This window comes from Phenylobacterium sp. (assembly GCF_036264965.1).
In the GTDB taxonomy this organism is placed as follows: domain Bacteria; phylum Pseudomonadota; class Alphaproteobacteria; order Caulobacterales; family Caulobacteraceae; genus Phenylobacterium.
Map to the genome: position 1 here is coordinate 17,809 of NZ_DATAPY010000118.1, position 21,613 is coordinate 39,421.

General features: G+C 68.6%; 25 protein-coding genes. 18 read left to right on the plus strand and 7 right to left on the minus strand.

Going from position 1 to position 21,613, the window contains the following annotated elements; translation table 11 throughout:
* Positions 1-8: 8 nt before the first annotated feature.
* A complete protein-coding gene (locus VHS75_RS15535; RefSeq protein WP_329639520.1) occupies positions 9-617 on the minus strand; it encodes a hydrolase in 609 nt (202 codons plus the stop codon).
* A 68-nt stretch (positions 618-685) separates the two neighbouring features.
* Here VHS75_RS15535 and VHS75_RS15540 point away from each other — a divergent pair, with 68 nt between their 5' ends.
* The 12 genes from VHS75_RS15540 (at position 686) to yihA (ending at position 12,070) form a co-directional block, all read left to right on the plus strand.
* Positions 686-1,315, plus strand: coding sequence for a helix-turn-helix domain-containing protein (locus VHS75_RS15540; protein ID WP_329639521.1), 630 nt, complete (start codon positions 686-688; stop codon positions 1,313-1,315).
* 60 nt (positions 1,316-1,375) lie between these two features.
* Complete coding sequence (locus VHS75_RS15545; RefSeq protein ID WP_329639522.1) at positions 1,376-3,031, plus strand: M28 family metallopeptidase; 1,656 nt, start codon at positions 1,376-1,378, stop codon at positions 3,029-3,031.
* A 4-nt stretch (positions 3,032-3,035) separates the two neighbouring features.
* Entirely contained in the window at positions 3,036-3,839 is an 804-nt protein-coding gene (locus tag VHS75_RS15550) for a DUF72 domain-containing protein (RefSeq protein WP_329639523.1), read from the plus strand.
* Between the two features lie 264 nt (positions 3,840-4,103).
* Positions 4,104-5,012 carry an SDR family oxidoreductase gene (locus VHS75_RS15555; protein ID WP_329639524.1) on the plus strand — a complete coding sequence of 303 codons (909 nt, stop codon included), beginning with the start codon at positions 4,104-4,106 and terminating at the stop codon, positions 5,010-5,012.
* Positions 5,013-5,245: 233 nt separating this feature from the next.
* Positions 5,246-5,869, plus strand: a complete 624-nt coding sequence (locus tag VHS75_RS15560; protein ID WP_329639525.1) for a TetR/AcrR family transcriptional regulator — start codon at positions 5,246-5,248, stop codon at positions 5,867-5,869.
* A gap of 2 nt (positions 5,870-5,871) precedes the next feature.
* A complete protein-coding gene (locus VHS75_RS15565) occupies positions 5,872-6,918 on the plus strand; it encodes an alpha/beta hydrolase (RefSeq protein WP_329639526.1) in 1,047 nt (348 codons plus the stop codon).
* The gene (locus VHS75_RS15570) at positions 6,918-7,898 is read left to right on the plus strand and encodes an NADPH:quinone oxidoreductase family protein (protein WP_329639527.1); all 981 of its coding nucleotides are present in this window, start codon (positions 6,918-6,920) and stop codon (positions 7,896-7,898) included. Before VHS75_RS15565 ends, VHS75_RS15570 begins: the two co-directional genes overlap by 1 nt.
* A 361-nt stretch (positions 7,899-8,259) precedes the next feature.
* Complete coding sequence (gene map, locus VHS75_RS15575; protein ID WP_329639528.1) at positions 8,260-9,009, plus strand: type I methionyl aminopeptidase; 750 nt, start codon at positions 8,260-8,262, stop codon at positions 9,007-9,009.
* Positions 9,010-9,084: 75 nt separating this feature from the next.
* On the plus strand, positions 9,085-9,219 hold the full coding sequence (gene rpmH / locus VHS75_RS15580; protein WP_111457208.1) for a 50S ribosomal protein L34: 135 nt from the start codon (positions 9,085-9,087) through the stop codon (positions 9,217-9,219).
* A gap of 29 nt (positions 9,220-9,248) precedes the next feature.
* Positions 9,249-9,614, plus strand: a complete 366-nt coding sequence (gene rnpA / locus VHS75_RS15585; RefSeq protein ID WP_329639529.1) for a ribonuclease P protein component — start codon at positions 9,249-9,251, stop codon at positions 9,612-9,614.
* Between the two features lie 33 nt (positions 9,615-9,647).
* A complete protein-coding gene (gene yidC / locus VHS75_RS15590) occupies positions 9,648-11,435 on the plus strand; it encodes a membrane protein insertase YidC (protein WP_329639530.1) in 1,788 nt (595 codons plus the stop codon).
* Positions 11,432-12,070 (plus strand): ribosome biogenesis GTP-binding protein YihA/YsxC, encoded by a 639-nt coding sequence (gene yihA / locus VHS75_RS15595; protein WP_329639531.1) that lies wholly within the window; start codon positions 11,432-11,434, stop codon positions 12,068-12,070. Before yidC ends, yihA begins: the two co-directional genes overlap by 4 nt.
* A 37-nt stretch (positions 12,071-12,107) precedes the next feature.
* Here yihA and VHS75_RS15600 read toward each other — a convergent pair whose 3' ends face one another.
* Positions 12,108-13,394: a metal-dependent hydrolase family protein gene (locus VHS75_RS15600; RefSeq protein WP_329639532.1), complete on the minus strand. Its 1,287-nt coding sequence runs from the start codon at positions 13,392-13,394 to the stop codon at positions 12,108-12,110.
* Between the two features lie 154 nt (positions 13,395-13,548).
* Between VHS75_RS15600 and VHS75_RS15605 the strand changes: the two genes are divergently transcribed.
* The 4 genes from VHS75_RS15605 (at position 13,549) to dapD (ending at position 16,465) form a co-directional block, all read left to right on the plus strand.
* The gene (locus VHS75_RS15605) at positions 13,549-13,956 is read left to right on the plus strand and encodes a BLUF domain-containing protein (RefSeq protein WP_329639533.1); all 408 of its coding nucleotides are present in this window, start codon (positions 13,549-13,551) and stop codon (positions 13,954-13,956) included.
* An 82-nt stretch (positions 13,957-14,038) separates the two neighbouring features.
* Entirely contained in the window at positions 14,039-14,953 is a 915-nt protein-coding gene (argB, locus tag VHS75_RS15610; protein WP_329639534.1) for an acetylglutamate kinase, read from the plus strand.
* Complete coding sequence (locus tag VHS75_RS15615; protein WP_329639535.1) at positions 14,950-15,612, plus strand: pyrimidine 5'-nucleotidase; 663 nt, start codon at positions 14,950-14,952, stop codon at positions 15,610-15,612. Before argB ends, VHS75_RS15615 begins: the two co-directional genes overlap by 4 nt.
* Position 15,613: 1 nt before the next feature.
* A complete protein-coding gene (gene dapD, locus VHS75_RS15620; protein WP_329639536.1) occupies positions 15,614-16,465 on the plus strand; it encodes a 2,3,4,5-tetrahydropyridine-2,6-dicarboxylate N-succinyltransferase in 852 nt (283 codons plus the stop codon).
* Here dapD and VHS75_RS15625 read toward each other — a convergent pair.
* Positions 16,462-16,944: a cupin domain-containing protein gene (locus VHS75_RS15625; RefSeq protein WP_329639537.1), complete on the minus strand. Its 483-nt coding sequence runs from the start codon at positions 16,942-16,944 to the stop codon at positions 16,462-16,464. The two genes, dapD and VHS75_RS15625, sit on opposite strands and share 4 nt — an antisense overlap.
* Before the next feature lie 59 nt (positions 16,945-17,003).
* On the opposite strand from VHS75_RS15625, the gene dapE reads away from it, so the two are divergent.
* Positions 17,004-18,152 carry a succinyl-diaminopimelate desuccinylase gene (dapE, locus tag VHS75_RS15630; RefSeq protein ID WP_329639538.1) on the plus strand — a complete coding sequence of 383 codons (1,149 nt, stop codon included), beginning with the start codon at positions 17,004-17,006 and terminating at the stop codon, positions 18,150-18,152.
* Between the two features lie 117 nt (positions 18,153-18,269).
* Here dapE and truA read toward each other — a convergent pair whose 3' ends face one another.
* Positions 18,270-19,016 (minus strand): tRNA pseudouridine(38-40) synthase TruA, encoded by a 747-nt coding sequence (gene truA, locus VHS75_RS15635; RefSeq protein WP_329639539.1) that lies wholly within the window; start codon positions 19,014-19,016, stop codon positions 18,270-18,272.
* On the minus strand, positions 19,016-19,945 hold the full coding sequence (gene fmt / locus VHS75_RS15640) for a methionyl-tRNA formyltransferase (protein WP_329639540.1): 930 nt from the start codon (positions 19,943-19,945) through the stop codon (positions 19,016-19,018). Before fmt ends, truA begins: the two co-directional genes overlap by 1 nt.
* 107 nt (positions 19,946-20,052) lie before the next feature.
* Between fmt and VHS75_RS15645 the strand changes: the two genes are divergently transcribed.
* Positions 20,053-20,400: a cell surface protein gene (locus tag VHS75_RS15645; RefSeq protein WP_329639541.1), complete on the plus strand. Its 348-nt coding sequence runs from the start codon at positions 20,053-20,055 to the stop codon at positions 20,398-20,400.
* 12 nt (positions 20,401-20,412) lie between these two features.
* Here VHS75_RS15645 and def read toward each other — a convergent pair whose 3' ends face one another.
* Positions 20,413-20,922, minus strand: coding sequence for a peptide deformylase (def, locus tag VHS75_RS15650; protein ID WP_329639542.1), 510 nt, complete (start codon positions 20,920-20,922; stop codon positions 20,413-20,415).
* A 50-nt stretch (positions 20,923-20,972) separates the two neighbouring features.
* Positions 20,973-21,613, minus strand: a 641-nt coding sequence (locus VHS75_RS15655; protein WP_329639543.1) for a DNA recombination protein RmuC, incomplete at its 5' end; no start/stop codon positions are given.

Sequence of the window (21,613 nt, forward strand, 5' to 3'; positions counted from 1 at the left end):
CGGGCGGCTCACGCCTGAAGCACGATGTCGTCGGCCTTCGCCACGCGGCCGATCTTCGGGAAGATCTGTTCGAAGGCGAAGGTGTGCATGTCGGCCGAGCGGCCCGTCGTGGCGTCTTCGGCCAGCACCACGGCGTAGCCGTGCTCGTGCGCGGCCCGGGCGGTCGACTCCACGCCCATGTTGGTCGCGACGCCGCCGATCACCACCGCGGTCACGCCACGGCGGCGCAGCTGCAGGTCCAGCTCCGTGCCGTAGAAGGCGCCCCACTGGCGCTTGGTGACCCGCAGGTCGGAAGGTTCGGCCAGGCCATCGATCAGCTCGGTCCAGCCTTCGGGAAAGCCGCCTGACGGCATTTGCGGCGGCTCGTCGACGGGGCTGTTCAGCGCGTCGCTGAAGTCCGGCGCGAAGGCCACGTTGACCAGCACCACCGGCGCCTTGGCCGCGCGGAAGCGGCGGGCCAGGTCCATCCCCTTGGCGACCACGGCGTCGCCGGAATAGGGCGCCAGCGGCAGGCCGACGATGCCTTTCTGGAGATCGATCAGGATCAGGGCCGTGGTCAGGGCGGGCAGGGTGATCATCAGGGCGTCCTTTCGGCGGATCGCGGCGTCCGTCTCCACCAGTTGTCCGGGGGAGCGCGGAGGGCTACAGAGTTGAGGATGGACTCAAGCAGCCTATCTATTTGAGGATGTCCTCAACTTCGTCAATCCAAAATCGCGGACCGCTGGCGCCGCAGCGCGAGGTCGGCCGCCAGCGGGTCGCCGAACTGATCGATGCGGCCGCGGCCGTCATCCAGGAGCGCGGGTTCGAGGCCGCAACCATGGCGGAGATCGCCGCCCGGGCGGAGGCGAAGATCGGCTCCCTCTACCGCTTCTTTCCGAACAAGGACGCCATCGCCGACGCGCTTATGGCGCACCAGGCCGAGATCCTGCGGACCGAGTACGACGCGATCCACGACCGAGCCGCCGACGCCACGCCGGAAGAGCTGGCCGATATCCTCATCGATCTCCTGGTGAAGCTGCATCCGCAGACGCGGGGCTTTGCGGCCTTGATCGACTCGCGGACGGACATGACCGTGGTCCGCCAGAGATTCCGCGCCCAGACCTTGGCGGGGGTCAAGACGGCGTTGACCACCTGCGCGCCCGGCCTCGACGACAAGGAAGCTGACGACATCGCCGCCGTGGTGCTGAACAACATGAAGACCATGGTTGGCATGGCCACCAGGGATGCGCCGACCAGCCCCGGCGCGCCGGAGCAGTTGCGGCTGATGACCCGGCTCTATCTGGCGGCGAAGCTCGCGCCGGCGAGGTCGCTCTAGCTGTTTTCCGCCCTCCCCATTAGGGTCGCGGCCCAGCCTGTTCCCCTTGCCGAGTGATCGATGAAAAAGCTTCTTTTGAGCGCCGCCATCTGCGCCCTCGCCACCGCCGCCATGGCCGCACCCACCGATCCTAAGATCGATCCGGCGCGGCTCTCCGAACACATCAAGGTGCTCGCCTCCGACGCCTTCGAGGGCCGTGGGCCCGCCACGCCGGGCGAGGTCAAGTCCGTCGCCTACATCACCAAGGAATTCAAAGCCGTCGGCCTGCAGCCCGGTGGCGACAAGACCAAGACCGGCCGCGCCTGGACCCAGAACGTCCCGCTGGCCGAGTTCAACATCAAGGGCCCGGTGGCCTTCACCGTGAAGACCGGCGGCGCGAGCCAGAGCTGGAAACAGGGCGTCGAGATCGCCATCCGCGCACCGCAGACCGGCGTCGACCACATCGACCTGAAGGACGTGCCCGTCGTCTTCGTGGGCTATGGCGTCAAGGCGCCGGAGCGCAAGTGGGACGACTTCAAGGGCGTCGACCTGCACGGCAAGCTGGCGCTCGTCCTGGTCAACGACCCCGACTACGAGACTGGGGTCGGCGACTTCGGCGGCAAGGCCATGACCTACTACGGCCGCTGGACCTACAAGTACGAGGAGGCCGCGCGCCAGGGCGCCGTGGGCTTCATCGTGATCCACGAGACCGGCCCCGCCAGCTACGGCTGGAACACGGTCAAGAACTCCAACACCAACTCGGTGTTCGACATCATCCGCAAGGACCCGGCCAAGGTCCACGCGCCCATCGAGGCCTGGATCCAGCGTGACCAGACCGTCGACCTCTTCAAGAAGGCCGGCCTGGATTTCGAGGCCCTGAAGAAAGAGGCCCAGACCCGCGACTTCAAGCCGGTGACGCTGAAGGGGGTGACCATGTCCACGGCCTTCGCCGTCGAGGCCAAGCACGTCATCTCGCACAACGTCGTGGGCGTCCTGCCGGGGACCAAACATCCCAACGAGCGGATCATCTATACCGCCCACTGGGACCACCTGGGCGTCGGCCTGCCGGACGCCAGGGGCGACCGCATCTACAACGGCGCCGTCGACAACGCCTCGGGCGTCTCCAGCCTGATCGAGATGGCGCGGGCCTTCGCGAAGGCGCCGCGCACCGAGCGCACCGTGCAGTTCATGGCAGTGACCGCCGAGGAAAAGGGCCTCTTGGGCTCGGAGTACTACGCCACCAACCCGCTCTATCCGCTGGCCACGACGGTCGCCAACATCAACACCGACGGCGGCCAGGTGAACGGCCCGGCCAAGGACATCAGCGTCTCCGGCGACGGCGGCCTGACCCTGCAGGACGACCTGATCCGGGTCGGCAAGGAGCACGGCCGCTATTTCACCCCCGACGCGCGGCCGGAGGCGGGCAGCTTCTTCCGCTCCGACCACTTCTCCTTCGCCAAGCAAGGGGTGCCGGCGCTCAGCTTCCACTCCGGCCAGGACCTGGTGAAGGGCGGCGTCGCGGCCGGCAAGGCGGCGGGCGAGGCCTATGTCCGCGACAAGTACCACCAGCCCGCCGACGAGTTCGATCCCAACTGGGACCTGACCGGCATGAGCCAGGATCTGGCCCTGCTCTATGACCTCGGGACCCAGCTCGCCAATTCGCGCGAATGGCCGGAGTGGAAGCCGGGCTCGGAGTTCAAGGCGGCGCGGGACAAGACCGCGACTCTAAGGAAGTAGGGCGATGGCGGCCGGCAAAATCCGTTTCGGCATCGGCGGCTGGACCTTCGAGCCCTGGCGCGGCGTCTTCTATCCGGAAGGCTTGCGCCAGGCCGATGAGCTGAGCTATGCGGCCTCCAAGCTCACCGCCATCGAGATCAACGGCACCTACTATTCCAGCTTCAAGCCGGACAGTTGGGCCAAGTGGCGCGCGTCGACGCCCGAGGGCTTCAGGTTCGCCGTGAAGGCCTCGCGCTTCTGCACCAACCGTAAGGTGCTGGCCGACGGCGCCGAGAGCCTGGGCAAGTTCCTGAACCAGGGACTCTCCGAACTCGGCGACCGACTGGGTCCGATCCTCTGGCAGTTCGCCAACACCAAGAAGTTCGACGCGGCCGACTTCGAGGGCTTCCTGAAGCTGCTGCCGGACAAGCAGGATGGCCTGCCCCTGGCCCACGTCCTGGAAGTGCGCCACCCGACCTTCGTCGATCCGGCCTTCGTCGAGCTCGCCCGCAAATACAGCGCGACCATCTGCCTGGCCGACCACTTCACCTATCCGATGATCCCCGACGTCAGCGGCGATCTGGTCTACGCCCGCCTGCAGACCGGTTCGGACGATACCCCCACGGCCTACAAGCCGGCCGACCTCGACCTCTGGGTGGACCGCTTCAAGACCTATGCCGCCGGCGGCGCGCCCGCTGACCTGACGATGGCCGATGCGGCGACGCCCGCGCCCGTGAAGCCCCGCGACGTCTACGCCTTCGTCATCCACGAGGGAAAGGTCCGCGCCCCGGCCGCCGCCATGGCGATGATCGAGCGCGTCGGCGGCTAAAAGGCCCCGCGCCAGCGGGCCTGTCATTTGAACACGAAGACCACGAAGGTCACGAAGGTCACGAAGGACGCGAAGGCGCACCAGCGGTCGATAGCTTGGAGCGAATTGAGCCGTCTGCTTCGTGGTCTTCGTGACCTTCGTGGTCTTCGTGTCGAACCTGAATAGCGCCGAGGTCCCGCTGCGCGGGAATGAAGAGGCGCGGCTTGACCGCCCCTAGGTCAGGGCGCTTCGCTGACCTCACAAGAAAACACGGAGGATGCGGCCATGGCCGAGCTTGCGATGGACGACCTGATGTTCCGCCCCGGCCTGATGAACGGCCAGCGCATCCTCGTCACCGGCGGCGGCACGGGCCTCGGCAAGGTGATGGCCGAGGCCTGCCTGATGCTGGGCGCCGAGGTCTATATCTGCGGCCGGCGCGGCGGGGTGGTCGAGGCCACCGCCAAGGAGCTCACCGACGCTCACGGCGGCAAGTGCGTGGGCCTAGCCTGCGACATCCGCGTCCCCGAAGCCATCGCCGACATGATCGAGACGATCTGGGCCGACGGCGGGGCGCTGACCGGCCTGATCAACAACGCCGCCGGCAACTTCATCAGCCGCACCGAGGACCTGTCGGCCCGCGGCTTCGACGCCATCTCCAACATCGTCTTCCGCGGCTCGTTCTTCGTCACCCTGGAGTGCGGCAAGCGCTGGCTGAAGGAGGGCAAGCACGCCTCGGTGGTCTCGATCATCACCACCTGGGTCTGGAACGGCGGGCCGTTCACGGTGCCTTCGGCCATGTCCAAGGCGGGCTTGAACGCCATGACCCAGTCCCTGGCCGTGGAGTGGGGCAACCGCGGCATCCGCTTCAACGCGGTCGCGCCTGGCCCCTTCCCGACCGAAGGCATGAACGCGCGCCTGACGCCCGGCAGCACGGGCCGCGAGAATGACGGCGCCGACCCGACCATCCCCCTGAACCGCAACGGCGAGATGCGCGAGCTGGCCAACCTGGCGGTCTACCTGCTCGATCCGGGCTCGGCCTACGTGAACGGCCAGACCATCGCCATCGACGGCGGCGGCCACCTGCGCGGCGGCGGTTTCAGCCGCCTGGCCGAATGGGGCGACGCCGAATGGGAAGCCGCCCGCGACTCAATCCGCTCCGCCAACGAGAAGGACCGGGCCCAGCGGACGGTTTGATCTTCCTTTCCCGCGTAGCGGGAGAGGGGGACCACCCGCCAAAGAGCGGGTGGTGGAGAGGGAAGGCCGCAAGCTCGGCGCGACCGCTTGCCCTATCCACCATCCGCTCTTCGCTTCGCTCGGCGTACGGTCCCCCTTTCCCACGAGTGGGAAAGGAAGCGCGCAGTGTTGGCTTTCCGGGACGACACCCCCTAGAGTGACACGCGTCACTTTTGAGTCTTTGCAAAGTCCCCATGTCCCAGGTCGCCTATCTCGTCTCCGGAAAGCGTGAGCAGACCAAGGTCGCCAATCGCCAGGCGATCCTCGACGCCGCGCGCGAGGTGTTCGGGGAGCTGGGCTACGAGACCGCCACGGTGCGCGACATCATCCGCCGCACCGGTCTCGCGGCCGGCACCTTCTACAACTACTACCGCTCCAAGGAGGAGGTGTTCGCCGCCCTCGCCGACGACGGCGCGCGGCGCTTCGCCCCGATCCTCAAGGGCCTGCGCGGCAAGGGCTATTCCTTCGAGGAGTTCGTCCACCGCGCGATCAGCGCCTATTTCGACTTCATCGCCGAAGAACAGCGCACCTGGATCGAGCGCCGCCCGGCCGGCGAGCCGCATCCCCACGTCCAGGGCGAGACCCCGGAGATGGCCGCCGTCTTCGCCGAGATCCGCGACGCGCTGGCCGACGATATCGCCCAGCGCAAGGGCCCCTTCGCCGACCCGGACTATATGGCCGCCGCCTGCATCGCCATCGCCCGCGAGGTGGGCGACAAGATGCTGGAGCGCCGCCCGGTCGACACCAAGGGCGCCACCGAGTTCGCCGTCACCATGATCTTAGGCGGCCTGAAGGGCCTGCCCAAGGCCAAGGGTTAGCCGTGCCCAGCCCGGCCACTCAGCGCATGATGGTCCGCAAACTGTTGAGCTTGCCGATTCCCATGTTGCGGCTGATGGCTGGCGGCGGGGTGATCTACCAGGGCGGCCGCACCCTCGACCCGCGGCTGCAGTACCTGGCGTCCCAGTCGCGCGGCGCGCCGCCGATGACGGTGATGACGCCCGAGGAGGCCCGCCTCGCCAGCGCCATGGCCCTGGCCGTCACCGGCGGCGACCTTGAGCCGGGCGTCCGCATCGAGACGCTCGTCATTCCCGGCCCCGGCGGCGACATCCCCGCGCGCGTCTACCGGTCCGACAACCAGGACCCGCAGGCGCCGCTGATGGTCTTCGCCCACTTTGGCGGCGGCGTGATCGGCGACCTGGAGACCTGCCAGGCCTTCTGCTCGATCCTGGCCAAGACCGCCCGCGGGCCGGTGCTCTCCGTCGACTACCGCCTGGCGCCCGAGCATCGCTTCCCCGCCGGCCTGGAGGACGTGCTGGCCGCCTACCGCTGGGCCAAGGACAACGCCGGGCGGTTCGGCGCGCCGGCCGGCCAGGCGGCGATCGGGGGCGATTCCATGGGCGGTAATTTCGCCGCGGTGATCTGCCAGGAGCTGAAGAAGGCGGGCGAGCCGCAGCCGGCTCTGCAGCTCCTGATCTATCCCTGGGTCGATGTGGTCTGCGAGAGCGCATCCATGACCACCTATGGCGACGCCTTCCCGCTGACCCGCGCGACGCTGGACTGGTTCGCCGGCCACTACATGGGCCCCGGCGACAGCCCGGCCGACCCGCGGCTGTCGCCGCTGCGCGCCAAGGACGTATCCGGCCTCGCGCCCGCCATCGTGGTCACCGCCGGCTTCGACCCGCTGCTCGATCAGGGCGAGGCCTACGCCCGGCGGCTGAAGGAGGCCGGCGTGCCCGTCGCCTACCGCTGCTACGACGGCCTGGCGCACGCCTTCACCGCCTTCACCGGCGCGGTGCCCTGCGCCGACGTCGCCTGCCGCGAGATCGCCGGCCTGGTCCGCGAGGGCTTCGAAGGCCGTATCGCCTGATGCGCGCCCTCGTCGTCGAGCGGCTGGCGCCCGACTACGCGGGCTGCGTGGTGAAGGACGTGCCCACGCCCGAGCCCGGCCCGGGCGAGGTCCGCATCGAGGTCCGCGCCGCGGCGGTGAACTTCCCCGACCTGATGCAGACCCGCGGCGAGCACCAGCACAAGCCCGCCGTCCCCTTCGTCGCCGGCATGGAGCTGGCCGGCCAAGTGGACGCGCTCGGCGACGGCGTCACCGGCTTCAAGCCTGGCGATCCCGTCTGCGGCGGCGGGCGCGGCGGCATGGCGCAGTACGCCGTCGTCCCGGCGGCGGGCCTGCGTAGGAAGCCCGACACGCTGACCTTCAGCCAGGCGGCCGGCTATCCGGTGGCCTACCTGACCGCCTACGTCGCCTTCGAGCGTTGCGCACGCCTGCAGCCCGGCGAATGGGTGCTGATCCACGGCGCGGCCGGCGGCGTGGGCCTGGCCGCCGTCGACCTGGCCCAGATCATGGGCGCCAAGGTGATCGCCGCGTCGGCCTCCGACCACAAACTGGAGATCATCGCCCGCGAATACGCCCCTGAGGCCACGGTCAATGTCACCCAGGGCTTCCGCGAGCGGGTGAAGGAGCTCACCGGCGGGCGCGGGGCGGACGTGATCTACGACCCCGTCGGCGGCGACGTCTTCGACGAGAGCCTGCGCTGCATCGCCTTCGGCGGGCGGATCCTCTCCATCGGCTTCACCTCCGGCCGGCTGCCGGTGCTGCCGGTCAATATCGCGCTGATCAAGGGCTTCTCGGTGATCGGCGTCCGCGCCGGCGAATATGGCCGCCAGTTCCCCGAGCGGGGCCGCGAGAACCACGAAGCCATCTGGAAACTCGCCGAGGACGGCAAGGTGAAGCCCCGCGTCGACGCCGAATACCCGCTCAGCGACTGGCGCACGGCCTTCGACTCGCTCGCCGACCGCAAGGTGATCGGTAAGACCATCGTACGGCCGGATTTGTAGGCTGCGGCCACTCCCAATCCGCTCATCCCCGCGATAGCGGGGACCCAGGCTTTTTCCGTTGCCGAGCCCAAATTGGCGGCGCGACAACCAATCCGATCACCGAGAAACAAAACACCTGGGTCCCCGCTTTCGCCGGGATGAGCGGTGAGAGGAAGGTCATCTCCCGTCACACCCCAGCTTAAATTTCATGGCGGCGAGCATGCCTTGGGGCCTGGGCAACTTAAGGACGCGTCAGAGGCGCGCCGCCACGCGGGCGACCAAGGGCCGCTCCTTGACTTGCCCAGGCCCCAAGGCTCCCATCATCCGTGAAATCTAAGGACGGGAGACATCTCAAAAGATGCTCCCTTGAGGGCGATCTCCCATGACCATCGGCAGTGAAGACGAACTCGAAAAGCTAAAGATCGCCGGCCGCGTGGTGGCCAACACCCTGAAGGCCATGGGTGAGGCCCTGGAGCCCGGCATCACCGCCCGCGAGCTGGACCAGATCGGCCGCCGGCTGCTGGACCAGGCCGGCGCCCGCTCGGCCCCGGAGCTGACCTACGGCTTCCCGGGCGCGACCTGCATCTCCATCGGCCCTGACGTGGCGCATGGCATTCCCGACGACCGGGCGATCGCGGCGGGCGACCTGGTCAACATCGATGTCTCCGCCGAGATCGACGGCTTCTTCGGCGACACCGGCGCGAGTTTCGCCGTGCCGCCGGTCGCGCCCCGGGTCGAGCGCCTGTGCCGCGATGGCCGCCGTGCGCTCTGGACCGGCATCCGCGCCGTGAAGGCCGGCGGCGAGCTGGGCGCCATCGGCCGCAGCATCGAGGCCTTCGCCGACCGCAATGGCTACAGCCTGATCAAGAACCTCGCGAGCCACGGCGTGGGTTCGGCCCTGCACGAAGAGCCGAAAGAAATCCCCACCTGGAACGAACCCCGCGACAGCCGCCGCATCGGCGAGGGTCTGGTCTTCACCATCGAGCCCTTCCTGTCGTTGGGCGACGACTGGGTCGACGAGACCGGCGACGGCTGGACCCTTCGTCCCACCCGCGGCACGCCCACGGTGCAGTATGAACACACCCTCGTGGCGACGCGGAACGGCCCCATGGTGTTGACTCTGGCGGAGTGAAACGGCCACGGCGGTTGACACGCCCCGGCTCTTCCCCTATCCACCGCCGCTCGATTTTCGACCCCGGAGCTCCCCGTGAAGCGGACTTTTCAACCGTCGCGCCTTGTTCGCGCCCGCCGCCACGGCTTCCGCCTGCGCATGTCCACGAAGAACGGACAAAAGGTGCTGGCCCGTCGGCGCGCCAAGGGCCGCAAGCGCCTGAGCGCCTAGGCCTCGCGCTTAAGCTATGGTGTCGGCGGATGCCCGACGCCCCTCTTAAAATCGAACGCCTCAAGAAACGCCCGGATTTCCTGGCTTGCGCGCAGGCTGCCCATTGCGCGCGCGGCGCCGTGCTGGTCCAGGCCCGGCCGCGCGACGAGACGCCGTTGGTCCGCGCCGGCTTCACCGCCACCAAGCGGATCGGCGGGGCCGTCGAGCGCAACCGCGCCAAGCGCCGGCTGCGCGAATGCGCACGCCTCTTGCTTCCGGCGCTGGCCACCCCAGGTTTCGACTATGTATTCATCGCCCGAGGCGGTGTGACGGCGCGACCTTGGCCGCGTTTGCTTGACGACGTGAAAAGCGCGCTGATAAGGCTCGCCGCCGACCGCGATCGCCCCCAATCCTGAGGGCCTTACTCCTACCGGACCGCGCCCGTTCCCATGCAAGACGATTCCAGCCGCAACACGATCATCTTCCTCGTGTGCGCCCTCGTGCTCTTCATCGTCTATCAGACGTTCGTGCTCGAGCCCGCCCAGAAGCGCAAAGCCGCCGAGCTGAAGGCCCATCCGCCGGCCGCGGCCGCCCAGGTGCTGCCCGGCGCCCCGGCGCTGAATGCCCCGCCGGCGGTGACCCGCGCCGCGGCCCTGGCCGCCAGCCCCCGCGTGCCGCTGGCCGCCCCGGCGCTCAAGGGCTCGATCTCGCTGCGCGGCGGTCGCCTCGATGACCTGTTCCTGACCCAGTACAAGCAGACCACCGACAAGAACTCGCCCCCGGTCGAGATGCTGCGCCCGGAGGGAACGCCCTTCCCGTGGTTCATCGACTTCGGCTGGGTGGGCCAGAACGTGCCGGGCCTGCCGGGCGCGACGACGGCCTGGACGCTGACAGAGGGTTCGACGCTGTCGCCCGGCGCGCCGATCACCCTGACCTACAACAACGGCCAGGGCCTGGCGTTCACCCGCAAGATCGCGGTCGACGACCACTACATGTTCACGCTCACCGACACCGTGGCCAACACCGGGACCGGCGCGGTGACGCTGGCGCCCTACGGCACGGTGCAACGCCAGGGCGTGCCCCCCGACATCGGCAAGTCCAGCGTCGTCCACCAAGGGACCATCGGCTACCTCGACGGCCGGGTGCGGGCCTTCACCTACAAGGACCTGGCGAAGAACGGCGGCTCGACCCAGGAATTCAATTCCGCCAGCGCCTGGACCGGCATCACCGACAATTACTGGCTGGCCGCCCTGATCCCCAATTCGGGCGAACAGGTGCACGCGGTGTACCGCGACGCCAAGGCCGGAAATGTCGACGTCTATGAGGCCAATTATACCGGCGCAGCGCGCACCATCGCGCCCGGCGCCCAGGTCACCGTCACCCAGCACCTGTTCGCCGGCGCCAAGACCGTGCCGTTGCTGCAGGCCTATCAGAAGGACCTGGGCATCACCCACTTCGACGACGCGGTGGACTGGGGTCGCTTCTTCTTCCCGGTGACCCGCCCGATGTTCTGGTTCCTGACCCAGATCTATCAGCGTGTCGGCACCTTCGGGGTCGCCATCCTGGCGCTCACCGTCATCGTCCGCGTGGCTTTCTTCCCGATCGCCAACAAGCAGTACGAGTCGATGACCAAGATGAAGAAGGTCCAGCCGATGATGGAGGACCTTCGCAAGCGCTATAAGGACGATCCGACCAAGCAGCAGCAGGAGATCATGGCGCTCTACCAGCGCGAGAAGGTCAATCCGCTGGCCGGCTGTCTGCCGATGCTGCTGCAGATCCCGGTGTTCTATTCGCTCTACAAGGTGCTCAACATCTCCATCGAGATGCGGCATGCGCCCTTCCTGGCCTTCAGCGATCTGTCGGCGCGCGACCCGACCACCATCTGGAACCTGTTCGGCCTGATCCCCTGGAACCCGGCCCACCTGCCGCTGTTGGGGCCGATCCTCGACACCAGCCTGCACCTGGGCATCCTGCCGCTGGCCTACGGCTTCACCATGTTCCTGACCATGTCGCTGTCGCCGCCGGCCGGCGACCCGGCCCAGCAGCGGGTCTTCCAGTTCATGCCGCTGATCTTCATGTTCATCATGGCGCCCTTCGCCGTAGGCCTGCTGATCTACTGGACCTGGTCGAACGTGCTCACCACGCTTCAGCAATACGTGATGATGCGCCGCTTCAAGGTGGACAATCCCATCGACCGGACGATCGCACGTCTCACCGGCAAGGCTGGCGGCGGGTGAGCGACGACTTCACCGCCGAGGAGCTGGAGGCCGCGCGCGTCCTCTTCGCCCACGAGGTGACCTTCATGATGGGGGCCGTGGCCATCGCCGGCCTGCCCCCCGCGGACCTGCCGGAGGTGGCCTTCGCCGGCCGCTCCAACGTCGGCAAGTCCACCCTGATCAACGCCGTGGCCGGGCGGCTGCACCTGGCGCGGGCGTCCAATTCACCGGGCCGCACCCGCGAGGTGAACTTCTTCGTCGCCGACGAGAAGCTGCGGCTTGTCGACCTGCCGGGCTACGGCTTCGCGCGCGCCTCCCGCGGCGACGTGAAGAAGTTCCAGAACCTCGGCCGCGACTACCTGCGCGGCCGCCCGAACCTGAAGCGCGCCTATCTGCTGATCGACGCCCGCCATGGGCTGAAGGACGTCGACAAGGAGGCGCTGGACGCCTTCGACCTGGCCGCCGTCTCCTACCAGATCGTGCTGACCAAGGCCGACAAGCTGAAGGCCGCCGAGGTCGAGGCCGTGGTCGCCAGGACTCTGGCCGCCATCGCCAAACGCCCCGCCGCCTTCCCCCGCGTACTGGCCACCTCCTCCGAGAAGGGGGCCGGCATCCCGGAACTCCGCGCCGAGATCCTCGCCGCCTGCGCCATTTGACTCCTCTCCCCGACGCTAAGCGCGAGGGGAGAGGAGGCTACGGGACCCGCTTCACCACGTCCCCGCCCTTCATCACGAACACCGGGTGCTCCAGCACCGTCACGTCGCTGAGCGGATCGCCGGTCACGCCGACCAGATCGCCGTAGTGGCCTGGGGTCGCCTGGCCCACGTCCTTTGCCCGGTCCAGGGCCTCGGCGGCGGTCAGGGTGGCTGTGCGGATGGCCTGCAGCGGCGTCGCGCCATAGCGCACCATCACCGCGAACTGCCTGGCGTTGGTCCCGTGCGGATAGATGCCGGCGTCGGTGGAGAAGATCATCTTCACGCCCGCCTTCAGCGCCTTCCTGAAGTTCTCCCGCTGGATGTCGCCGATGTCGCGGTCCTTCTGCAGGTTCTCCTCCTGCACGCCGTTCTTCTTGCCTTCGGCCTGGGTGTAATCGGTGTTGTAGATGTCCATGCCGAAGTAGCTGCCGTGGGCGATCGCCAGCTTGATGCCCTCGTCGTCGACCAGACTGGCGTGCTCGATAGTATCGACCCCGCCGAGGATCGAGGCCTTGATGCCATCGGCGCCGTGGGCGTGGGCGGCGACCCTCATGCCCGCGCGATGGGCCTCGTCCACCATGGCCTTGATTTCTTCCAGGGTGAGTTGCTGGGCGCCGGGCGTGTCGCCGTGGCTGAACACCCCGCCGGTGGCGCAGATCTTGATCACCTCGGCGCCGTACTTGTGCATCTCGCGCACCCGCTTGCGGCCTTCATCCGGGCTGTCGATCACCGCGTCGCCCTTCTGATGCATCGACGGCGGGAAGGAATTGGAATCGCAGTGGCCGCCGGTCGAGCCGATAGCGTAGCCGGCCGGCACGATGCGCGGGCCAGGGATGAAGCCGCCGTCGATCGCCTGTTTCAGCCCCACGTCCTCGAAGTTGCGGGAGCCCACGTTGCGCACCGTGGTGAAGCCGGCCTCCACCGTCGCGCGTGCGTGGGTGGTGGCGAGGATCGGCCAGAAACTGTCGGTCTTCTGCAGGCGGTTGTAGCCCCCGAACAGCGGCGAGGACGTCAGGTGGACGTGCATGTCGATCAGGCCGGGCAGCAGGGTCACGCCCGGCAGGTCGACCCGCTCGGCGCCCGCCGGATAGTCGGCCTTGCCCTGGCTCTGCACCGCCGCGATGCGCCCGTCGGTGATCACCACAGCGGGCTTTTCCACATATTTGCCGGTCGCCACGTCCAGCAGCCGGTCGGCTGTGACCACCACCGTGCGCGCCTGGGCCCCAGCCGCCAGCGCCCACACGGCCAGCGCCGCCGCCACAACACCCGAAATCCGCATACGCATCCCCGCTCGAAACCCGCCCGAGGCTTAGCATGGCTTCGGCGCAGCGCCAGAAACAAGGATGACGGGAGGTCTTCCATGTCGCAATCTTTGCGTGCAAATAACAACCTTGGCTTTGAGCGCTCCGCCTGGCCGCCGGGGAGGTCGACGGGTAGGCATGTTGCGTTCGGTGTTCTTTGTCAGCGTCAAGAGTACGCCTTGGCCGCATGACGGCTCCGATATGAAAGCCATCGGCGAGATCGCCCGAGCCCGTAACGCCAGTCTCGGCATCACCGGCGCGCTGATCTCCACCGAGGACCATTTCGCCGGGATCCTCGAGGGGCCCCCGCCGGCGATCGACGCGGTGATGGCCAGCATCTTCCGCGACGCGCGCCACTGGCGGGTGACCGTCCTGGAGGAGGTCGATCTCGCCGAGCGCCTGTTCGATCGTTGGTCGCTGGCCTTCGCCGGCCGCGCCTCCCTGGTGGACCTGCGCGTGACGCCGCGCCTGCTGAGCGTGCCGGCCGATCCGGCAGACGTGCGCCACCTGAAAGAGCTGATCCGCGCCTTCGCAGGCGCGCTTTAGCCACCCGGCAATCCAGCGAAGGTGACAGGGGGCGCGGCGTCCGCTATCGGATCGCACCCGTTTTCAAAGGGCGCGACGGCCTGTGACCGACGATACTCAAGGCGAAGGATGGGCGACCGCCAGGACCCTGGCCGAGGCCCTGCCCTATATCCAGCGCTATGACCGCGAGACCGTGGTCATCAAGTACGGCGGCCACGCCATGGGCGAAGAGCAGGTCGCCAAGCAGTTCGCCGCCGACGCGGTGCTGCTGAAGATGCTGGGCCTGCATCCGGTGATCGTCCACGGCGGCGGCCCGCAGATCTCCGCCATGCTGGAACGCGCCGGCGTCAAATCGACCTTCATCGACGGCCTCAGGGTCACCGACGCGGCGACCATGGAGGTGGCCGAAATGGTCCTCTCCGGGGCGATCAACAAGGAGATCGCCAACTGGATCACCCTGGCCGGCCGTGAGGCCGACGTGCGGGGCGTGGGCCTCTCCGGCAAGGACGCGCGGCTGATCACCGTCGAGAAGGCCAAACGCACCAAGAAGGACCCCGACAGCCGCATCGAACGCGAGGTCGATCTCGGCTTCGTGGGCGAGCCCAGCCGCATCGATCCCAAGCTGATCGAGGCCCTGATCTACGCCGACGAGGACTACATCCCGGTGATCGCCCCGATCGGCGTCGCCGAGGATGGCCAGACCTACAACATCAACGCCGACACCGTGGCCGGGGCCCTGGCCGGCGCGCTGAACGCCAAGCGCATGCTGCTGCTCACCGACGTGGTGGGCGTGCTGGACAAGAACGGCGAGCTGATCCGCCAGATGACCCTCGCCGAGGCCCGGGCCGCCATCGCCGACGGCGTCGCCACCGGCGGCATGATCCCCAAGCTGGAGACCGCGATCGCCGCGGTGGAGTCCGGCGTCGGCGCCGTGGTCATCCTGGATGGCCGCAAGCCCCACGCCATGCTGGTCGAACTCTTCACCGAGCACGGGGCAGGCACGCTGGTCAGCGAATGAGCGCGGACCTGCGCCATATCGAAACCTGGCTCTTCGACCTGGACAACACCCTCTATCCGGCCGAGTCCGGCTTCATGGGCGAGATCGAGCGGCGGATGACCGCCTACGTCCAGAAGATCACCGGCCTGGACCGCGACGACGCCTACCGGCTGCAGAAGCAGTACCTGGCCGACTACGGCCTGACGCTGGGCGGCCTGGTCGAGCACCACGGCGTCGATCCGGCCGACTTCCACACCATCTTCCACGACATGTCGCTGGAGGCCCTGGCGCACGATCCGGCGCTGGTGGCGGGCATCGCGCGCCTGCCGGGCCGTCGCCTGATTTTCACCAACGCCGACGCCTTCCACGCCAAGCGCGTACTGGAGCGCCTGGGCCTGACGCACCTCTTCGACGACATCTTCGACATCGGCTCGGCCGACTATGTGCCGAAGCCCGCCCGCGCGACTTTCGAGAAGATCAGCGCCGATCACGCCATCGAGCCTACGACCGCGGCCTTCTTCGAGGATAGCGAGCGCAACCTGGCGCCCGCCGCCGAGCTCGGCATGACCACCGTACTGGTGGGCCCACACGCCGAGGCCTCCACCGCGCCCTTCGTCCGCTACAGGACCGCCAAGCTCGCGCCCTTCCTGGCGCAGGCCCGCCTCAAGGAAGCCGCCTGATATGCCAAGCCTAAGCCTTTCGGGCCATTCCGACCTCAAGAGCGTCATCGAGGCCGCCTGGGAGGACCGCGACGCGATCAGCCACGCCACCCAGGGCCCGGTCCGCGAGGCGGTGCTGGAGACCATCGAGCGCCTGGACGCCGGGACCCTGCGCGTCGCCACCCGGCAGGACGACGGGACCTGGGTCACCCACCAGTGGGCCAAACAGGCGATCCTCCTGTTCTTCCGCCTGACCCCCAACGCACTGGTCGAGGCCGACGCGCCGGGCCCCTACTGGGACAAGGTCCCGCTGAAGTGCACGGGCTGGGACGCCGCGCGCTTCGAGGCGGCGGGCTTCCGCGCCCTGCCCGGTACGGTGATCCGCAAAGGCAGCTTCATCTCCAAGGGCGCGGTGCTGACGCCCTCCTTCGTCAACATCGGCGCCTATGTCGGCGAAGGCACCATGGTCGACACCTGGGCCACGGTCGGCTCCTGCGCCCAGATCGGCGCCCACTGCCACATCTCCGGCGGCGCCGGGATCGGCGGGGTGCTGGAGCCCCTGCAGGCCAACCCGACGATCATCGAGGACAACTGCTTCATCGGCGCCCGCGCCGAGGTCGCCGAGGGCGTCATCGTCCGCGAGGGCTCGGTCCTGTCGATGGGCGTCTTCCTGACCTCCACCACCCCAATCGTCGATCGCAAGACCGGCGCGACCATCACCGGCGAGGTTCCGCCCTATTCGGTGCTCATGTCCGGCTCGCGCCCGAACCCGCACGACCCGACCCTGCCCTCCACCTACTGCGCGGTGATCATGAAGACCGTCGACGAACGCACGCGGTCGAAGACCTCGATCAACGAGCTGCTGCGGGACTAGCGGCTCCGCGCGGTGCGGGTGTCGACGTAGGGCGTTCCGTCCTTGCGCCGGTATTCCAGCTCGCCTGGCAAGAGCATGAGGTCGATGTCGGGGTAGTCGCAGCCGTCCTCGGCCTCACGCCGCGATCCCACCTCCAGCAGCACCGCCTCCGTGTCCGACCGGTTCTGCAGATGGTGGCCGTTGGGCGCGCCGGCCCGGAAACCCGCGCAGTCGCCGGCGCGCAGCACCTGCTCGCCCTCGTCGGTGACCAGCACCACCTCGCCGGAGACCACCCAGACGAACTCGTCCTCCGCCGTGTGCCAGTGCCGCTGGCTCGACCAGACCCCGGGCGCCAGCCGCTGCAGATTGACCCCGAACTGGGTGAGGCCCGCGGCGTCCCCCAGCTTCCAGCGTTTGCGCTCCAGGCAGGGCGCGTCATAGGGCGGCGGGTAGCCGGTTCCGAAGCGGGTGGGCGCGGCGTCGATGTCGATCTTGGGCACGGGATCATTCCGGTCTAGGAGGGGCCTCCAGCCTATCAAACACCACGCCGGGGGCGAGCTTGATCGACGCAATCGACCTGACCAAAGCGCTGATCCGGGCGCCCTCGGTGACGCCCGCCGACGCCGGCGCCATGGACATCGTCGAGAAGACCCTGGCCGGCCTCGGCTTCGCCTGCCGGCGCATGAAGTTCGGCGAGATCGAGAACCTCTACGCCCGCTACGGGACGGCCGCCCCCAACCTCTGCTTCGCCGGCCATACCGACGTGGTGCCGGTGGGCGACGCGGCGGCCTGGAGCCGGGGCGCTTTCGACGCCGCCGTGGTCGACGGCGTGCTGGTGGGCCGCGGCGCCGTCGATATGAAATCCGCCATCGCCGCCTTCGCCGCGGCCTCGGCCAAGGCGATCGTCGCCGGCCAGGTGACGGGCTCGCTCTCCTTCCTGATCACCGGCGACGAGGAGGGCGTGGCCACTCACGGCACCAAGATGGTGGTCGACGCCCTGGATATCGAAGACGAGCACATCGACCATTGCGTGGTCGGCGAACCCACCTCCAGCGAGACCTTCGGCGACATGATCAAGGTCGGCCGCCGCGGCTCGATCAATGTCGACATCACCGTGACCGGAACCCAGGGCCACGTGGCCTATCCGCAGCGCGCGGCCAACCCGGTCCCGGTGCTGCTACGCCTGTTACTGCGCCTGCAGGAGCGCCGGCTCGACGAGGGCTATCCGGAGTTCCAGCCGTCGAACCTGGAGATCACCCAGATCGACGTGCCCAACACCGCCACCAACGTCATCCCGGGCGTCGCCAAAGCAAGGCTCAACATCCGCTTCAACCCCAACCACACCGGCGAAGACCTGGCCCGCTGGATCGAGACCGAGGCAGTGATCGCCAACCGCGATTTCTCCGGCGCCATCACGGTCACGCCGCAGATCAGCGGCGAGGCCTTCCTCACCGAGCCCGGCCCTTTCACCGACTTGGTCGCCGCCGCCGTACGCGACATCGCCGGCCGCGATCCGGAACTCTCCACCACCGGCGGCACCAGCGACGCGAGGTTCATCCGCGCCCTTTGCCCTGTGGTCGAGCTGGGGCTGGTCGGCAAGACCATGCACCAGGTCGACGAGGCCGCACCTGTCGCCGAGATCCTGCAGCTGCAGGCGGTCTACGAACGCCTGATCGAACGGTATTTCGTGGCGTTCCCGGAAGAATAGTTCCTTCTCCCTGGGGAGAAGGTGTCGCCCGAAGGGTGACGGATGAGGGGTCGGGCCGGGCGATAGCCCCTCATCCGACCTGCTTCGCAGGCCACCTTCTCCCGAGGGAGAAGGACGCTACTCCCCCTCGTAACTCACGCCCGTCAGATACAGTCCATCCGCCGGCGCGACCTGCCCGCAGGCCTTGCGGTCCTTGGCTTCCAGCGCGGCCTTCAGGTCCTCCGCCGTCCACCGCCCCAGGCCGACCTCGGCGATCGAGCCGGTCATCGAGCGCACCTGGCGATGTAGGAAGCTCCGCGCCTCAAACACCAGCACCACCTCGTCGCCCTCGCGCAGCACCGTCGCCACGTCCAGGGTCTTGACCGGCGACTTCGCCTGGCAGGCCACGTCGCGGAAGGTGGTGAAGTCGTGCTGGCCGATCAGCACCTGGGCGGCGGCGTGCATGGCCTCGGCGTCCAGCGGGTTCTTGACATGCCAGACGTGGCCGCGCTCCAGGCCCGGCGGGCTCGTCCGGTTGAGGATGCGGTAGCGGTAGCGCCGCTCGGTCGCCGTGAACCGCGCGTGCCATCCCTGCGGCGCGACGTCGGCGTCCAGCACCACGATCGGTTCGCCGCGCAGGTGGGCGTTCAGCGCATTGCGCACGGTCTCGGCGGGCCAGTCCTTCTCCAGGTCGATGTGGACCACCTGGCCGGTGGCGTGGACACCGGTGTCGGTGCGCCCGGCGGCGTGCACGCGCACGGTCTCGCCGCAGAAGGCCGTGACCGCGCGTTCCAGAGAGCCCTGCACCGTCGGCTGGTCGGCCTGAGCCTGGAAGCCGTTGTAGGGGCCGCCGTCGTACTCGATGGTGAGCCGGAAGCGGGGCATCAGCCCAGCACCGTCCCGACCGCCACCGGCGCGCCGTTCAGGAACACCGCGGCCTCCTGCGGCCCACGGCCCTCGCGCTGCACCCGCAGCAGCCGCACCGCGCCCTCGCCGGTCCCCACCAGCAGCCGATCGTCCAGCACCTGGCCCGGCGGCCCATCGATATCCTCGAAGGCCGACAGCAGGGCCTTCACCCGCACCGGGCGTTGGCGGTCGGTGGGCAGCAGGAACCAGGCGCCCGGAAACGGCGACAGGCCGCGGATCTTCCAGTCGATCTGACGGCCGGGCTTGGCCCAGTCGATCCGCGCCACCTTGGGGCCGATCTTCTTAGCGTAGGTGACGCCCTCGTCGGATTGTGGCGTCTCGATCGCCTCACCGGCCTCGATGTCGACAAGCGTCCGCGCCAACAGCTCGGCGCCCGCCGCCGCCATGCGGTCGTGCAGCGTTCCCGCTGTATCCAGCGGCCCAATCCTCAAGGTCTCGCTGGCCAGCACCGGGCCCTCGTCCAGGCCCTCGGTCATCCGCATGACCTCGACGCCGGTCACAGCGTCGCCCGCCATGATCGCCCGCTGGATAGGCGCCGCGCCGCGCCAACGGGGCAGCAGCGAGCCGTGCAGGTTGAAAGAGCCCAGCCGGGGCGCGTCCAACACCGCGCCCGGCAGGATCTGGCCGAAGGCCACGACACAGGCGGCGTCGAGGTTCAGGGCCGCGAACGCCGCAATCTCCGCCGGATCGCGCATCGAGGCGGGCGTGCGCACCGTCAGCCCCTGTTGTCCGGCGAAGGCCTGCACCGGCGAGGGCTGCAGCGTCTGCCCGCGCCCGCGCGGCGCCGGGGGCTGGGAATAGACGCAGGCGATCTCATGCCCGGCGGCGACCAGCCGGCGAAGCGCGGCCAGCGCGAAGTCAGGGGTTCCCAGGAAGGCGATCCGCATGGCCGTTGCTCTACCCGCCGCAGGCCGCGCGCGCAAAGCCGCGGAACCTTGAGGCAAGCTTGGCCGTTGGTTGCCCGACCGGATACCCGACCGAACAGGAGCCCATCATGCGCACCCTCACCCTTGCCGTCCTGCTGAGCGCGGGCCTGGCGCTCGCCGCCTGCTCCAAGTCGACCCAGGAGAAGACCGGCCAGGACCTGAAGGCCGTCGGCTCCGACGCCGCCTCAGCCGCCAAGGACGTCGCCAACGCGCCGGCCGCCAAGGAACTCGGCTCGGACATCAAACAGGGAACTGAGGAAGCCGCCGCCAAGACCAAGGAAGCGGCGGGCCAGGCCGGTGAGAAGCTGAAAGCCGGGACCGAAAAGGCCGCCTCCGACATCAAATCCGGCACGGACAAGGCCGCCGCCAAGACCGACGCCGCCGTCGACCGCGCCAAGGACAAGGTGGAGCACTAGCTCCGGCGCGAATTAGGCCGCCTTGGCCTGCTTCTTGACCTTCTTCACCGCCTGCTCGCGCTTCAGGCGCGACAGGTGGTCGATGAACAGCACGCCGTCCAGGTGATCCATCTCGTGCTGGATGCAGACGGCGTAGAGGCCTTCGGCGTCCTCTTCGACCGTCTCGCCCCGGTAGTTCAGGTAGCGCAGCTTCACATGCGACGGCCGCTCGACCTCGTCGTAGATCTCCGGCACCGAGAGGCAGCCCTCTTCGTAGGGCGCGGTCTCTTCCGAGGCCCAGAGGATCTCGGGGTTCACGAAATACTGCGGCGCAGGGTCTTCGCCCTCGCGCGCCAGGTCCACGACGATCACCCGCTTGGGCACGCCCACCTGGATCGCCGCCAGGCCGATGCCGGGCGCCGCGTACATGGTTTCGAGCATGTCATCCATCAGCGCGCGCAGCTCGTCGTCCACCACGTCGACGCGCGCCGAGACCTTCTTCAGGATCGGGTCGGGGACAATGAGGATCTCGCGCAGGGCCATGGGGGCGAATTAGGGACCCGATACCCGAGCGTCAAGGTAGGCCAATCGCCTCAGCCCTCATCGCCGGCTACCAGGCGCACCTGCGGCGGGGTCTCGGGCGACAGCTTCGACAGCGGCCGGACCGCGGTGTCCAGCGGCTCCAACACCTCGACCTTCTTGCCCTCGTGGTCGACCTTCAGCTCCTCGAAGCGCCGCGCCTGGGTCAGGACCTGGGTCTCGAGCGACCCGACGAACTGGTTGTAGCGGGCCACCGCGGCCTCCAGCGCCTTGCCCACTGAGCCGGCGTGGCCGCCCATCACGGCGATGCGCTTGTAGAGCTCGCGGCCCAGCTCGGCGATGGTCCGCGCGTTGGCCGCCTGCTCCTCGACCCGCCAGCCGTAGACCACCGCCTTGCAGAGCGCGAACAGCGTGGTGGGCGTGACGATCACCACCTTCCTGTCCATCGCCTCGGTCATCAGGGTCGGCGCGCGGTCGACCGCGGCGGCCAGCGCCGAATCCAGCGGCACGAACATCGCCACGAAGTCCGGCGAGCCGTCGAACTGATCCCAATAGGCCTTGGCCGACAGCCCGGCGATGTGGCCGCGCACGCTCTGCACATGGCGCAGGCCCGCCGCCTCCCGCGCCTCGTCGCCCTCGGCCTCCTGCAGCTCCAGGAAGGCATTCAGCGAACACTTGGCGTCAATGACGAACA

Excerpts from the sequence above, each read along its gene's own strand:
- VHS75_RS15540 (WP_329639521.1), top strand. The coding sequence starts at position 686 with ATGTCCTCAACTTCGTCAATCCAAAATCGCGGACCGCTGGCGCCGCAG.
- VHS75_RS15545 (WP_329639522.1), top strand. The coding sequence starts at position 1,376 with ATGAAAAAGCTTCTTTTGAGCGCCGCCATCTGCGCCCTCGCCACCGCC.
- VHS75_RS15550 (WP_329639523.1), top strand. The coding sequence starts at position 3,036 with ATGGCGGCCGGCAAAATCCGTTTCGGCATCGGCGGCTGGACCTTCGAG.
- VHS75_RS15555 (WP_329639524.1), top strand. The coding sequence starts at position 4,104 with ATGGCCGAGCTTGCGATGGACGACCTGATGTTCCGCCCCGGCCTGATG.
- VHS75_RS15560 (WP_329639525.1), top strand. The coding sequence starts at position 5,246 with ATGTCCCAGGTCGCCTATCTCGTCTCCGGAAAGCGTGAGCAGACCAAG.
- VHS75_RS15570 (WP_329639527.1), top strand. The coding sequence starts at position 6,918 with ATGCGCGCCCTCGTCGTCGAGCGGCTGGCGCCCGACTACGCGGGCTGC.
- map (WP_329639528.1), top strand. The coding sequence starts at position 8,260 with ATGACCATCGGCAGTGAAGACGAACTCGAAAAGCTAAAGATCGCCGGC.
- rnpA (WP_329639529.1), top strand. The coding sequence starts at position 9,249 with ATGCCCGACGCCCCTCTTAAAATCGAACGCCTCAAGAAACGCCCGGAT.
- yidC (WP_329639530.1), top strand. The coding sequence starts at position 9,648 with ATGCAAGACGATTCCAGCCGCAACACGATCATCTTCCTCGTGTGCGCC.
- VHS75_RS15600 (WP_329639532.1), bottom strand. The coding sequence starts at position 13,394 with ATGCGTATGCGGATTTCGGGTGTTGTGGCGGCGGCGCTGGCCGTGTGG.
- VHS75_RS15605 (WP_329639533.1), top strand. The coding sequence starts at position 13,549 with ATGTTGCGTTCGGTGTTCTTTGTCAGCGTCAAGAGTACGCCTTGGCCG.
- VHS75_RS15615 (WP_329639535.1), top strand. The coding sequence starts at position 14,950 with ATGAGCGCGGACCTGCGCCATATCGAAACCTGGCTCTTCGACCTGGAC.
- dapD (WP_329639536.1), top strand. The coding sequence starts at position 15,614 with ATGCCAAGCCTAAGCCTTTCGGGCCATTCCGACCTCAAGAGCGTCATC.
- truA (WP_329639539.1), bottom strand. The coding sequence starts at position 19,016 with ATGCCCCGCTTCCGGCTCACCATCGAGTACGACGGCGGCCCCTACAAC.
- fmt (WP_329639540.1), bottom strand. The coding sequence starts at position 19,945 with ATGCGGATCGCCTTCCTGGGAACCCCTGACTTCGCGCTGGCCGCGCTT.
- VHS75_RS15645 (WP_329639541.1), top strand. The coding sequence starts at position 20,053 with ATGCGCACCCTCACCCTTGCCGTCCTGCTGAGCGCGGGCCTGGCGCTC.
- def (WP_329639542.1), bottom strand. The coding sequence starts at position 20,922 with ATGGCCCTGCGCGAGATCCTCATTGTCCCCGACCCGATCCTGAAGAAG.